This window comes from Pseudomonas sp. 2VD (assembly GCF_005503585.1).
In the GTDB taxonomy this organism is placed as follows: Bacteria; Pseudomonadota; Gammaproteobacteria; order Pseudomonadales; family Pseudomonadaceae; genus Pseudomonas; species Pseudomonas aeruginosa.
Window position 1 is genome coordinate 14,332 of sequence record NZ_SCND01000037.1, and the last position, 13,069, is coordinate 27,400.

Consider the following 13,069-nt stretch of genomic DNA (forward strand, 5'->3'; position numbering starts at 1 on the left):
TCAGACGTTGACCAGGCGCTCGCGCAGCGTCTGGATCTCGTCGCGCAGTTGCGCCGCCGCCTCGAACTCCAGGTCGCGGGCCAACTGGTACATCTTTTCCTCCAGTTGGCGGATGCGCTTGCTGATCTCGCTCGGCGAGCGCAGTTCGTTCTCGTAGCGCCCGCTCTCCTCCGCCACCTTGGCCACGCCCTTGCGCTTGCCGCGCGCGCCGGGCACCACGGCGCCTTCGAGAATGTCCTTGATATCCTTGCGCACCCCCTTGGGCACGATGCCATGGGCTTGGTTGAACGCGATCTGCTTGGCCCGACGCCGCTCGGTCTCGTCGATCGCACGCTGCATCGAGCCGGTGACGTTGTCGGCGTAGAGGATCGCCTTGCCGTGCAGGTTGCGCGCGGCACGACCGATGGTCTGGATCAGCGAGCGCTCCGAGCGCAGGAAGCCTTCCTTGTCCGCGTCGAGGATCGCCACCAGCGACACCTCGGGCATGTCCAGGCCTTCGCGCAGCAGGTTGATCCCCACCAGCACGTCGAACGCACCGGCGCGCAGGTCGCGGATGATCTCCACTCGCTCGACGGTATCGATGTCCGAGTGCAGGTAGCGCACCCGCACGTCGTGATCGCCGAGATAATCGGTGAGGTCTTCGGCCATGCGCTTGGTCAGGGTAGTCACCAGCACCCGCTCGTCCTTGGCCACCCGCTGGCGGATCTGCGAGAGCAGGTCATCCACCTGGGTCATCGCCGGGCGTACCTCGATCTCCGGATCGACCAGCCCGGTGGGACGCACCACCTGCTCGATGATCCGCCCGGCATGTTCCGCCTCGTAGGGGCCCGGGGTGGCGGAGACGAAGATGGTCTGCGGACTCACCGCCTCCCACTCTTCGAAGCGCAGCGGCCGGTTGTCCAGCGCCGAAGGCAGGCGGAAACCGTATTCCACCAGGGTCTCCTTGCGCGAGCGGTCGCCCTTGAACATCGCGCCGACCTGCGGAACGCTGACGTGCGATTCGTCGATAACCAGCAGCGAGTTGGCCGGCAGGTAGTCATAGAGCGTCGGCGGCGGCTCGCCGGGGGCCCGCCCGGAAAGATAGCGCGAGTAGTTCTCGATGCCGTTGCAATAGCCCAGTTCGAGGATCATCTCCAGGTCGAAACGGGTGCGCTGCTCCAGGCGCTGCGCTTCCACCAGCTTGTTGCTGTTGCGCAGGTAGTCCAGGCGTTCCTTGAGTTCGGCCTTGATCTGGTCGACCGCCTCCAGCAGCGTCTCGCGCGGAGTCACGTAGTGGCTCTTGGGGTAGAAGGTGAAGCGCGGCAGCTTGCGGATCACCTCGCCGGTGAGCGGATCGAAGGCCGAGAGGCTTTCCACCTCGTCGTCGAACAACTCGACACGAATCGCCTCGAGATCGGATTCGGCCGGGAAGATGTCGATCACATCGCCACGCACACGGAAAGTCGCACGGGCGAAATCCATGTCGTTGCGGGTGTACTGCAGGCTGGTCAGTCGCCGTAACAGTTCGCGCTGGTCGATGCGGTCGCCGCGGTCCAGGTGCAGGACCATCTTCAGGTAGGACGCGGGATCACCGAGGCCGTAGATGGACGACACGGTGGCGACGATGATCGCATCCGGACGCTCGAGCAGCGCCTTGGTCGCCGACAGGCGCATCTGCTCGATATGGTCGTTGATCGAGGAGTCCTTCTCGATATAGGTATCGGAAGACGGTACGTAGGCCTCCGGCTGGTAGTAGTCGTAGTAGGAAACGAAGTACTCCACGGAATTGTGCGGGAAGAACGTCTTGAACTCCCCGTAGAGCTGGGCCGCCAGGGTCTTGTTTGGCGCCAGGACCAGGGTCGGGCGCTGCACCTGGGCAATCACGTTGGCGATGCTGAAAGTCTTGCCAGAGCCCGTCACCCCCAGCAGGGTCTGGTGCGAAAGCCCCGCCTCCAGCCCCTCGACCATCTGCCGGATGGCTTCCGGCTGGTCGCCGGCGGGCTTGAAGCGCGAGTCGAGTTGGAACGTATCCATGAAAAACCTCGCAGGGAGCTGTGACGCCAAGGAAAATCCGGCGTCAGAAATAGCTGAAAGCATGCACCTAAATGTCGCCGCATGCATCAAGGGGTGTCTATAATAACCCCCCGTTTGCGCAACCCTTTGCGCCCCCGCATAACGGGTTGCGTTGCCCTCCTCTCTTCACACTCCGAGCAGCCGCAAAATGAGTCTGTTTTCTGCCGTCGAAATGGCACCGCGTGATCCCATCCTTGGCCTGAACGAAGCCTTCAACGCCGATACCCGTCCGGGCAAGATCAACCTGGGCGTGGGCGTGTACTACAACGAGGAGGGGCGCATTCCGCTGTTGCGTGCCGTGCAGGCTGCCGAGAAGGCCCGCATCGAGGCCCACGCGCCGCGCGGCTACCTGCCGATCGAAGGGATCGCCGCCTACGACCAGGGCGTACAGAAACTGCTGTTCGGTAACGAATCCGAGCTGCTGGCCGCCGGCCGCGTGGTCACGACCCAGGCCGTCGGCGGCACCGGCGCCCTCAAGCTCGGCGCCGACTTCCTCAAGCGCCTGCTGCCCGACGCCACCGTGGCCATCAGCGACCCGAGCTGGGAAAACCACCGCGCACTGTTCGAAGCCGCCGGCTTCCCGGTGCAGAACTACCGCTATTACGACGCCACCAGCAATGGCGTGAACCGCGCCGGCCTGCTGGAAGACCTGAATGCCCTGCCGGCCCGTTCGATCGTGGTCCTGCACGCCTGCTGCCATAATCCGACCGGCGTCGATCTCGAGCTGGACGACTGGAGACAGGTGCTGGACGTGCTCAAGGCCAAGGGCCACGTGCCGTTCCTCGACATCGCCTACCAGGGCTTCGGCAACGGCATCGAGGAAGACGCCGCCGCGGTGCGCCTGTTCGCCCAGTCGGGCCTGAGCTTCTTCGTTTCCAGCTCGTTCTCCAAATCCTTCTCGCTCTATGGCGAACGCGTCGGCGCCCTCTCGATCGTGACCGAAAGCCGCGATGAATCGGCCCGCGTGCTGTCCCAGGTGAAGCGGGTGATCCGCACCAACTATTCGAACCCACCGACCCACGGCGCCAGCGTCGTCTCCTCCGTGCTCAACAGCTCGGAACTGCGGGCCCTCTGGGAGCAGGAACTGGGCGAGATGCGCGACCGCATCCGCGACATGCGCCTGGCGTTGGTCGAGCAACTGGCAGCCCACGGCGCCAAGCGCGACTTCAGCTTCGTCGGTCGCCAGCGTGGCATGTTCTCCTATTCCGGCCTGACCGCCGACCAGGTCGAGCGCCTGAAGACCGAGTTCGGTATCTATGCCGTCAGCACCGGCCGTATCTGCGTCGCCGCGCTGAACAAATCGAACCTGGAGACCATCACCAAGGCCATCATCCAGGTCCTGTAGGGAAAAAGGGGAAGTCATCTGGAGAGGCTTGACTTCCCCTTTTTAATCAGTAACATACGCCTCGCTGTTCCGCGATAGCTCAGTCGGTAGAGCAAATGACTGTTAATCATTGGGTCCCTGGTTCGAGTCCAGGTCGCGGAGCCAAATTCAAAGCCCTCGGCACATGCCGGGGGCTTTTTCGTTATCGTGACGAAAGTTCGCCCCTTCAGTCGCACCTCACTCGATGACGATCCGCGACCGGTTCTTCTCCAGCAACGCCGGGCCTACCCCTTTCACTTCCAGCAGTTGATCCACCGAGACGAACGGACCATGGGCCGCACGATACTCGAGGATCGCCCTGGCCTTGGCCTCGCCGACACCGTTGAGCCCCCGTATCAGGGCGGCCTCATCGACCGTATTGATATTGACCTGCTCCCCCGGCGACACGGTCGTCGCAGGTGTCGTTGCGGCCAGCGGATTCTTGGCGACGGCGACCGGTGCGGCGGAAGCCGAAAACGGAAGACAGGCGAACAGGATGAGAAGCAGAGCGGATTTGATTAGGTGCATGGGTGCACTCCTTCAGAGATGAATGACCACGTAGAGGGCTTCATGCCCATCCACGAAACCACCTTATCGCCGTGGAACGCACCTGGATCGACAGCCCCAGCAAAGCAGTCGCTTCCTGGTCCGGCACCGGAAACATCGTACGGAGAAAACAAAAAAGGCCGCTAGGCGGCCTTTTCCGGAGAACGATGACTCAGGGTTCTCGCCGCCTCTGGCGATAGATCCAGTCGACGATTTCACCGTCAGGCGCATAGCCGCTGACGGTTTCCCGCAGCAACTGGCGAACCCGCGAGTAGTCGTCCTTCTCCACGGCGGCCAGCAACTGCTCCAGCACGACCTTGAAGGCCTCCCAGCTCAGGTGTTCCTCGTTGGCCCGCATGATCATCGGATGGTCGGTGGGATTCACGTTGTCACCGATCAGCAGCTCTTCGTAGAGCTTCTCGCCAGGACGCAGGCCACTGAACTCGATGGCGATGTCACCATGGGGCGAACGCTCGGAACGCACGCTCAGGCCGGACAGGTGGATCATCTTCTCGGCGAGCTCCAGGATCTTCACCGGCGGCCCCATGTCCAGCACGAATACATCTCCGCCCTGCCCCATCGAACCGGCCTGGATGACCAACTGCGCCGCCTCGGGAATGGTCATGAAGTAACGGGTGATGCTCGGGTGGGTGACCGTCACCGGGCCGCCGCGCTTGATCTGCTCGCGGAACAGCGGAATGACCGAGCCGGACGAACCGAGGACGTTGCCGAAGCGGACCATGGTGAAACGGGTCTTGTTGACGTGATGCACGTCCTTCCGGTCGCCGAACAGCACCGGCGCCGATTCGTTGCTGAGCGCCTGAAGGACCATCTCCGCCAGGCGCTTGGTGCTGCCCATCACATTGGTCGGCCGCACCGCCTTGTCGGTGGAAATCAGCACGAAGTTCTGCACGCCGACCTGCACCGCGGCCTGCACCGCATGCAAGGTGCCTATCACGTTGTTGAGAACGCCTTCGGCGATGTTGTGCTCGACGATCGGCACATGCTTGTAGGCCGCCGCATGGTAGACGGTGTTGACCTTCCAGGTACGCATCACGTCCACCAGGCGCTCGGGATTGCGCACCGAACCGAGGATCGGCAACAGGTTCACCGAAAGCGACTCGCGCTTGATCCGACGCTCCAGTTCCTGATGGATGCTATAGAGGTTGTATTCGCTGTGCTCGAACAGGATCAGCACGCTAGGCGAACAACTCATGATCTGCCGACAGAGTTCCGAACCGATAGAGCCGCCCGCCCCGGTCACCATCACCACCTGACCGCGGATGCACCGTTCCAGCAGCTCCTTGCGCGGTGCGACGCTGTCGCGCCCCAGCAGGTCAGCGATGTCCACCTCCTGCAGGTCGTCCACCTTGACCCGGCCGCTGGCCAGGTCCATGAAGCCGGGCATGCTGCGCACGTGCAGCGGGAACGGCTCCAGGGACTCGAGAATCTCTCGGCGCCGGGCCCGAGTGGCGGAAGGAATCGCCAGGAGAACCTCCTGCGCGCCCGTCTCGTCGATCATCTGGCGGATATGCTTGGCGGTATAGACCCGCAGACCGGCAATGACCCGGTTGGCGATCTGCTTGTCGTCATCGATGAACGCCACCGGACGCATCGCCCGACCGAGACGCAACGCCGCAACCAACTGGTTGCCGGCCGCCCCCGCGCCATAGATAGCCACCCTGGGCAGGCCATCCTGGCGGTTGAGAAATGGTACCGACTGCACAGCAGAGTACCAGTCGCCCATGAAATACTGGCGCATGGCCAGACGCAAGCCGCCGATCAGCAGCATGCTCAACCACCAGTAGTTGAACACCAGGGAACGCGGCACCGGCGCCGGCGCGCCACGATACCAGTACACCACCAGCGACAGCACCAGAGCCGAGATGGTCACCGCCTTGGCGATGGCGATCAATGCGTCGTTACCGAGATAGCGCATCACCGCGCGATACATGCCGAAGCGAATGAATAGTGGAATGGCGATGACCGGCGCAGTGATGAAAAGCCATGCATGCTCGCCGAACACGTCGATCATATCGTCTGTGCCTAGACGGACCACAAAAGCGAGCCACAGAGACAGCCATACCAGAAGGATATCCGTAGCCACTTGAAGCAAACGTTTCCAGCGACGAGGCATGGATAACAACTTTACTCTTAAACGATCTAGCATTCCCCTACTCCTTTAGGCCTGAGCGGACGACTCTAGCTTACCCGCCTTGAACCTCACTGCCAGAAAAACGAGAGGGACGTAGGCTATGACGATGCCCATCAAAGGCTCTAGAGACCCACTCCCGACCAACAAGGCTATAGGGAGGAGCCAGATGACGTTCAATGCCGTGACGCCAATCGTAACAGGAGCATGCTTTCCATAGTATCGGCTTGCGTATTGATAGGCATGGCTTCGATGAGCCTCATACACCTTGTCCCCTCTCAGCAAGCGACGAATCAGGGTATAGGTCGCATCGACGATGAAAACGCCTAACAGGACCAACCATGCCCAGAAAAAATTCGTATTCATCCACATGGCATGAATGGAAAGAATTCCTAAAACAATCCCCAGAAAACCACTACCCGCATCTCCCATGAAAATTTTTGCGGGTGGAAAATTCCAGAACAAGAATCCAAAAACGGCAAAAGCTAGCGATAAGGGGAGCAAAGCCTGCGTCAGTTGGCCATTCAGCCAGTATAATAATGCCCCACCAACACAGACAAAAATGGCCTGAAGGCTAGCAAGTCCATCGATCCCATCCATGAAGTTATAGAGATTCAGCAACCACACGAGATAGAAAGCAAAGAGAAGTCCTCCGAACCACCCCAGGTCCCAACTGACACCAACAATCTGAAATGGTGGTATGCCATTCAAAAAGTACAATGAGACCAAGGCTGCACTAAAATGTCCCAGCAGACGCCAGCGTGCGGCGATATGACCGTGATCATCCATGAATCCAATAATGGCAACCCCGCCGCCAGCGAGAAGTAAAGCCCAGGACACGGCCCATGAGATATTTCCCAGTACAGCCCAAATAGGCAGCATGAGACAAAAAGTAACTACAATGGCGACCCCTCCTCCGCGTGGAGTGGGAACGACATGGGAACTTCGAGAGTTAGGGGTGTCAAGTAAGCTCCTCGCTAAGGCATAACGACGCAAGAGGCCTGTAAGCAGTCCCGAAACCCCAGCTGCAGCGAGTAACAAATACCATTCTTCCATTTATAAATTTATCCCCAAAAATACTCTCACCCCTTCAACAGGGTTCTATTCGATTGTTCTGCGTGGTACGCCATGCTAGTAGCAAAGCGCCTGCAGATAATCATTCAGTACGTTTGACATATATTCTACCAACATCTTCCAACGCGGAAAGGGTGCTCTTGCGGGGTTCCCAACCAAGCAAAAGCCTGCCTTTCGACGAGTCGACCTCTAGTGAGCAGCATAACTGAGTGTATAACCCACCCTTTCCTACTAATTTAAGAAACCTCAGAATAAACCTAGGAACAGGCCACATGATGGGGCGACGCCCCATTCCCGCAGCAAGCGCAGTCACCAGTTGCTTGGTAGAAATCTCCTGACCATCGGATACCAAAAACAGTTCGCCGGCAGCAGAAGGGTGCGTCATACAGCAAGCTAGAAAGTCAACTAAATTATCCAGAGAAACAAAACTTCGTCGGTTATCTATGCAACCAAATGGAAGAGGAAGTCCCGAAGCAACCAGCTTCAACAATCGCGAGAAATTTCCAGGAGCATTCCAGTCGTAAACGAGTGGAGGCCTGACGATAACAAGTTCTGTTGAGGACTGCTTGAAAAGCTCCCGAAGCGCTACTTCAGCCTCAAACTTTGAAATCGCATATTCTGCATGAGGAGCCGGCTTGGAGTTCTCATCGAAGGGCTTTTCTTTGGTTAAAGCGCCATTTACACCAATAGAACTAACAAAAATGAAACGCTTTACAGATGCTTCGATCGCCTGCCGAGCAAGCGCCAGAGTAGCATCGCGATTCACCTTCCGAAAAATATCTAGTGAATCACGCTGCCTTCCAAAGATATGGGCTCGTCCAGCTAGATGAACTACACATTCAACACCCCGCAGCGCAGCATCAAGTTTAGTGCTCTCTTTCAGCTCCGCTCGAACATACTCAACCCCCGTAACAGGATTGCACAGGGATCGTACTTGTCCGACAACCTGAAAGGGGCCGGCAGCAAGCGACCTGCAAAGCGCACTCCCGACAAAACCGCTAGCCCCGGTTACCAGCACCTTCATCATATTTTCGACTCAGACAGAAGCGGTCGAACACAGGCAGCGAATTTTTCCAATGAAATATATTCAGAATAATTTTGCTGAAGGACACTCCGCGGGACTCCGCCTAAACTAGACAAGTCGAGTTCACAAATCTCATCGATCAATCTTGCCAAAGCAACCGGATCATTCGGCGGACAGTTCCAACCGATTCCGGTCTCATCTATTATACGGGAGATTTCAGCCCCTTTTTCCATGACAGCTAGAATCGGTTTGTCTGCTGCCATGGAGAAATATGCCTTGCTGGGAACCCCAAGCCCGAACATTCCTTCTTCTAAGGTAACTAAGGCAACGTCACAGGCAGCCAAACCAAAATTCTTTTCGGCTAATGGCAGCCTTCCAAAATACCTCAACCGAGCACACTGATCTTCCAGCGCGTGTTTTTTTACACTGTCGACCAAGGCACCATCTCCAATAAAAGCAAAAGCCGCCTTCTCGTTTTTAACCAACTGAATAGCAGAAAGTATGTTTTCTATACCTTGTAATCGGCCGACATTACCAAAAAATTGGAAAACCCTTTTACCTTTCCATTCAGGAATATTGATAAAAGGAGCATCCTCTCTCGGTACTGGGAAAACCTCTTTCTCACAGGCCCAATTCGAAATAAAGACCAAAGATCGCGGGTCATTCACCTTCTCTTTCATAAGAGCTTCCATATCGCGCCCTATTACGACTAGACGATCAGCGGATGAGTAAATGAAAGAAAAGAGACGACGTAGAAGCCGGTAGGCAATACTATCTTTCTTCAGAACGCCCGCCGGCACCAAGTTCTCGGGAAACACATCATGCACCAGCAGCACCCACTTGAAACCGAGGGCATACCTTAGCAAGGGAAACGTCATCAGTAGAAGAGCAGGGTTGGTTCCACTCAATACCACATCTCCTCGTCTGGCACGAGAAGTCAATTTTACTGAGAACAGAAACGCCTGAAAAATCTGCGCTAATCCTCTAGAAAGGAGCCTATTCTTATTGCTCCTCGGAAACTTAAAGCATTCTTGATCAACGGAAGGTGAAACCACAGGCGGGGTTTCACCTGCGGTCAGCGGGAAAATTACGGTTAGCCCACCAAACTCCCGCTGCATCTTTCCTATTATCTTCTCCCAATAGTATCCCGTGGAGTTCTGATTGGCACCGACATACTCAGAAACCACAAATATCCTTGCCATCAACTCCACGCCTCAAGTTAATATTTTTTCCAGACAGTTCGCATGACATAGTCCCGATAGCTATGAACTATGCGAACAATCTTTTCAGAAACGTTGGGCATGCTATAGTCAGCGACCAAGCGTAACATGCGCTCTGCGTCGCGCCTCTGTCCCTCCAACACCTCGAGTGCTTGTAGTACTCGATCCGAATCCAGTCCGACCATCATCACCACAGCCTCTTCCATGCCTTCTGGGCGTTCATGAGCCTCACGAATATTCAAAGCGGGAAAATTCAGTATTGAAGACTCCTCACTGATGGTCCCACTGTCAGAAATAACTGCCTTGGCTGTAATTTGCAGTTTATTGTAATCCTTAAAGCCGAGGGGTTTCAGCAGTTTAATACCCTCGTGAAACTTTGCCTCCGTCGCCTCAATTCTCTTTTTTGTTCTAGGGTGAGTTGATACGATGACGGGCAGCGAGTACTTTTCTGCCACAGCGTTGAGCATAGAAACCAACTTCAAGAAATTCTTATCCGAATCTATGTTTTCCTCTCGGTGCGCACTCACGACAAAGAACCGCTCTGTTTTCAACCCGAGCCTTTCAAGAATATCGGAGGACTCGATCCCGTCACGATAGTGCTCGAGAACTTCGAACATAGGGCTACCAGTCTTGATAACCATGTCTGGAGAAAGTCCTTCACGCAAGAGATAATCACGCGCAATTGTACTATAGGTCAAATTTACATCAGCTGTATGATCGACAATGCGCCGATTTATCTCTTCAGGCACACGCATATCGAAACAGCGATTGCCTGCTTCCATATGAAAGGTCGGTATCTTACGCCGTTTTGCAGGCAGTACCGCCATACAACTATTGGTATCACCCAGCACGAGCAGCGCATCGGGATCTATTTCGCCCAGAACACGATCGACTGCGATTATTACATTCCCTATCGTTTCAGCCCCGGAAGACCCGGCGGCGTTTAGAAAATAATCCGGCTTTCTTATACCGAGGTCCTGAAAAAATATTTCATTAAGTTCGTAATCATAATTCTGTCCAGTATGGACAAGTACATGATCGCAGTACTGATCAAGCTTCGCCATGACCCTAGACAAGCGAATAATCTCAGGACGAGTTCCAACAACCGTAACGACTTTTAGCTTCTGCATTGTTATCTCACTATACCTTACGCACCTTCGCCTACTGAACAAGCGTAGGTATCCGGATTTTCCCGATCAAATACTTCGTTAGCCCACAACATGACTACCATATCGTCAGTTCCGACATTAGTAATGTCATGAGTCCATCCAGGTACTGTTTCGACAATTTCTGCCTTTTCACCATTAGTGCAAATTTCGTAAAATGCCCCGGTCAGGATGTTTCTAAACTTGAAACGTGCCATCCCTTTGATAACCAGAAACTTTTCGGTTTTCGAGTGATGGTAATGCCCGCCCCTGGTAACACCTGGATGAGCCGTAAAAAACGAGAACTGGCCAGAGTCCGCGGTCTTCAGCATCTCGACGAATGTGCCACGCGGATCCGAATGCATTGGCACGTCGTAACTAAAACTATCTTCTGGCAAGAAACTTAGATAAGTCGAGTACAAGGCGCGCGTCAATCCCGAGCCAACCCTTGCGGTAGTCAGTGACTTTCGACTATCACGAAACTCATACAATTGTTCTGCGAGCTCACCAACAGAAATCTGATACTGGGGCTCGACCTGTAGTGAAACTGCATTGGATAGCTTCCCATCCATGACTTTCATGAAGGTGCGAACCACATCATCTATGTATACAAGAGTGATCTCTGCCGAGGAATCGTTAATTTGAATCGGAATATCTCGAATAATATTATGACAAAAAGTCGCAACCGCTGAATTATAATTCGGACGCGACCATTTACCGAATACATTAGGAAGGCGAAATATGTAGACAGGACAACCAATATCCTCACCTAGCACTTGGAGATGCTCTTCTGCGGCTCGCTTGCTTAAACCGTACTCATTATCCACCTCAGCCTGAATGGATGAAGTATAAAGAAGTGGTATGGCTCGTCCATTGGACCTTACCGCCTCACACAGAGCATACGTGAGTTCGGAATTCCCGATCTTAAACTCTTCTGGTTTTTCCGGACGATTGACCCCGGCAAGATGAAAAATAAAATCGACGGAACGAATTAGCTCAGGCAAATTACCAACACTACTCTCGCGGGTGAATGGCACCACCTCGATACCACCCCGCTCTGCAAGATGAGCGCACAGATTCCTTCCAACAAATCCATTCGCGCCAGTTACAAGAACTTTCATCGTTTATTCCTCTGGACTGGCACTCTCGCCACGCTGAATAGCACGAATGAAATCCAACTTCAGCAACAGCTTTTTCATTCCTTCGACATCCAGACGTTTGGTATTATGAGAATTATAGTCCTCTGTATGAGTAATTTTTTCCTCGCCTTGCTCCACAAACTTACTATAGTTCAGATCACGCAAATCTGGGGGGATACGATAATAGTCACCCATGTCTTCAGCACAGGCCATTTCCTCTCGACTAAGAAGCGCCTCATAAAGCTTCTCTCCATGACGCGTACCTATTACATTGATAGGATAACCATTCTTGCCAAGCAATTGAGTAAGCGCATGAGCCAGCACCTCGATGGTTGCAGCCGGTGCTTTCTGTACAAAAAGATCTCCATTGGTACCATGCTCGAAAGCATAAAGCACAAGGTCTACGGCATCCGTAAGCGTCATCATGAAACGTGTCATGTTTGGATCAGTGATTGTGAGAGGCTGGCCTGATCGCATTTGCTCGATAAAGAGAGGAATGACCGAGCCCCTTGAAGCCATGACGTTACCATAACGGGTGCCACAAATTACGGTAGGAGTGCGTTCCAGGTTTCGAGACTTGGCGACCATGACCTTTTCCATCATGGCCTTTGAAATACCCATGGCATTGATTGGGTAAACTGCCTTATCCGTACTCAGACAAACGACTTTTTTGACGCCATTCTGGATAGCAGATTCGAGGACATTTTCCGTTCCGATGACATTGGTCTTCACAGCCTCCATCGGGTAGAACTCACAAGAGGGAACCTGTTTCAATGCAGCCGCATGGAAAATGTAGTCCACACCGCGAGTAGCATTCAGAGTGCTTTGATAGTCGCGGACATCTCCAATATAAAACCTCAACTTGGGGTGAGCATAGCACTTACGCATATCATCTTGCTTCTTCTCATCCCGACTGAATACACGTATTTCACCAATATCTGTATCCAGAAAACGCTTCAAAACGGCATTTCCAAAGGAACCAGTTCCACCGGTAATTAACAGAACAGAGTTCTTATCCATACACCACCTCTTTACTAATGTGTTCAACGTCCCTTTTCCGCCTCAAAATATAAAGAAAGCGAAAAACAACGAGCCAGAACAATGCAGCCCCTACCGGATGGAAAAGCCCACCGCCGCTAAAGACATAATTAACGAACCAGATTATAAATGCAGAGCATAAGAAGCCTAACTCTGTACAAGCTGTTTTTCTTCGCCGGAAGACAAGCAAAAATACAGAGTAGACAAAAAGCAACAATAGCAAAAGAACAGCCAAGCCACCAAAAATGAAACCATAGATGCAAAGCAGCTCGACAATACCATTGTGCGCCATTGGATATTGCGCATACCCTAGAAC

Annotated in this window: 11 protein-coding genes and 1 tRNA gene; 2 read left to right on the forward strand and 10 right to left on the reverse strand. The window is 54.3% G+C overall.

The window, feature by feature from the left end:
• Entirely contained in the window at positions 1-2,013 is a 2,013-nt protein-coding gene (gene uvrB / locus FFS27_RS06790; protein WP_017149200.1) for an excinuclease ABC subunit UvrB, read from the reverse strand.
• Positions 2,014-2,200: 187 nt separating this feature from the next.
• On the opposite strand from uvrB, the gene FFS27_RS06795 reads away from it, so the two are divergent.
• Positions 2,201-3,397 carry an amino acid aminotransferase gene (locus FFS27_RS06795; protein ID WP_021265046.1) on the forward strand — a complete coding sequence of 399 codons (1,197 nt, stop codon included), beginning with the start codon at positions 2,201-2,203 and terminating at the stop codon, positions 3,395-3,397.
• Between the two features lie 68 nt (positions 3,398-3,465).
• Positions 3,466-3,541: transfer RNA gene (locus FFS27_RS06800), tRNA-Asn, on the forward strand.
• A gap of 72 nt (positions 3,542-3,613) precedes the next feature.
• Here FFS27_RS06800 and FFS27_RS06805 read toward each other — a convergent pair.
• The 9 genes from FFS27_RS06805 to FFS27_RS33450 form a co-directional block, all read right to left on the reverse strand.
• Positions 3,614-3,943, reverse strand: coding sequence for a ComEA family DNA-binding protein (locus tag FFS27_RS06805; protein ID WP_003091430.1), 330 nt, complete (start codon positions 3,941-3,943; stop codon positions 3,614-3,616).
• Between the two features lie 190 nt (positions 3,944-4,133).
• Complete coding sequence (locus FFS27_RS06810) at positions 4,134-6,131, reverse strand: polysaccharide biosynthesis protein (protein ID WP_021265047.1); 1,998 nt, start codon at positions 6,129-6,131, stop codon at positions 4,134-4,136.
• A 12-nt stretch (positions 6,132-6,143) separates the two neighbouring features.
• The gene (locus FFS27_RS06815) at positions 6,144-7,169 is read right to left on the reverse strand and encodes an MraY family glycosyltransferase (protein WP_023093916.1); all 1,026 of its coding nucleotides are present in this window, start codon (positions 7,167-7,169) and stop codon (positions 6,144-6,146) included.
• 100 nt (positions 7,170-7,269) lie between these two features.
• Complete coding sequence (locus FFS27_RS06820) at positions 7,270-8,214, reverse strand: NAD-dependent epimerase/dehydratase family protein (RefSeq protein WP_015502635.1); 945 nt, start codon at positions 8,212-8,214, stop codon at positions 7,270-7,272.
• Complete coding sequence (locus FFS27_RS06825) at positions 8,211-9,413, reverse strand: glycosyltransferase family 4 protein (RefSeq protein ID WP_023100915.1); 1,203 nt, start codon at positions 9,411-9,413, stop codon at positions 8,211-8,213. The genes FFS27_RS06820 and FFS27_RS06825 overlap by 4 nt, the downstream gene beginning before the upstream one ends.
• Before the next feature lie 17 nt (positions 9,414-9,430).
• Positions 9,431-10,561: a non-hydrolyzing UDP-N-acetylglucosamine 2-epimerase gene (gene wecB / locus FFS27_RS06830; protein ID WP_003091435.1), complete on the reverse strand. Its 1,131-nt coding sequence runs from the start codon at positions 10,559-10,561 to the stop codon at positions 9,431-9,433.
• A 17-nt stretch (positions 10,562-10,578) separates the two neighbouring features.
• On the reverse strand, positions 10,579-11,697 hold the full coding sequence (gene wbjC, locus FFS27_RS06835; protein WP_015502634.1) for a UDP-2-acetamido-2,6-beta-L-arabino-hexul-4-ose reductase: 1,119 nt from the start codon (positions 11,695-11,697) through the stop codon (positions 10,579-10,581).
• Positions 11,698-11,700: 3 nt separating this feature from the next.
• Positions 11,701-12,735 carry a nucleoside-diphosphate sugar epimerase/dehydratase gene (locus tag FFS27_RS06840; RefSeq protein ID WP_023100914.1) on the reverse strand — a complete coding sequence of 345 codons (1,035 nt, stop codon included), beginning with the start codon at positions 12,733-12,735 and terminating at the stop codon, positions 11,701-11,703.
• Positions 12,728-13,069, reverse strand: a 342-nt coding sequence (locus FFS27_RS33450; RefSeq protein ID WP_207917973.1) for a hypothetical protein, incomplete at its 5' end; no start/stop codon positions are given. The genes FFS27_RS06840 and FFS27_RS33450, both read right to left, overlap by 8 nt.

Bases quoted from the DNA above. Each gene is read 5' to 3' on its own strand.
- FFS27_RS06795 (WP_021265046.1), top strand. From the start codon at position 2,201: ATGAGTCTGTTTTCTGCCGTCGAAATGGCACCGCGTGATCCCATCCTT.
- FFS27_RS06815 (WP_023093916.1), bottom strand. From the start codon at position 7,169: ATGGAAGAATGGTATTTGTTACTCGCTGCAGCTGGGGTTTCGGGACTG.
- FFS27_RS06805 (WP_003091430.1), bottom strand. From the start codon at position 3,943: ATGCACCTAATCAAATCCGCTCTGCTTCTCATCCTGTTCGCCTGTCTT.
- wbjC (WP_015502634.1), bottom strand. From the start codon at position 11,697: ATGAAAGTTCTTGTAACTGGCGCGAATGGATTTGTTGGAAGGAATCTG.
- wecB (WP_003091435.1), bottom strand. From the start codon at position 10,561: ATGCAGAAGCTAAAAGTCGTTACGGTTGTTGGAACTCGTCCTGAGATT.
- FFS27_RS06820 (WP_015502635.1), bottom strand. From the start codon at position 8,214: ATGATGAAGGTGCTGGTAACCGGGGCTAGCGGTTTTGTCGGGAGTGCG.
- uvrB (WP_017149200.1), bottom strand. From the start codon at position 2,013: ATGGATACGTTCCAACTCGACTCGCGCTTCAAGCCCGCCGGCGACCAG.
- FFS27_RS06840 (WP_023100914.1), bottom strand. From the start codon at position 12,735: ATGGATAAGAACTCTGTTCTGTTAATTACCGGTGGAACTGGTTCCTTT.
- FFS27_RS06825 (WP_023100915.1), bottom strand. From the start codon at position 9,413: ATGGCAAGGATATTTGTGGTTTCTGAGTATGTCGGTGCCAATCAGAAC.
- FFS27_RS06810 (WP_021265047.1), bottom strand. From the start codon at position 6,131: ATGCTAGATCGTTTAAGAGTAAAGTTGTTATCCATGCCTCGTCGCTGG.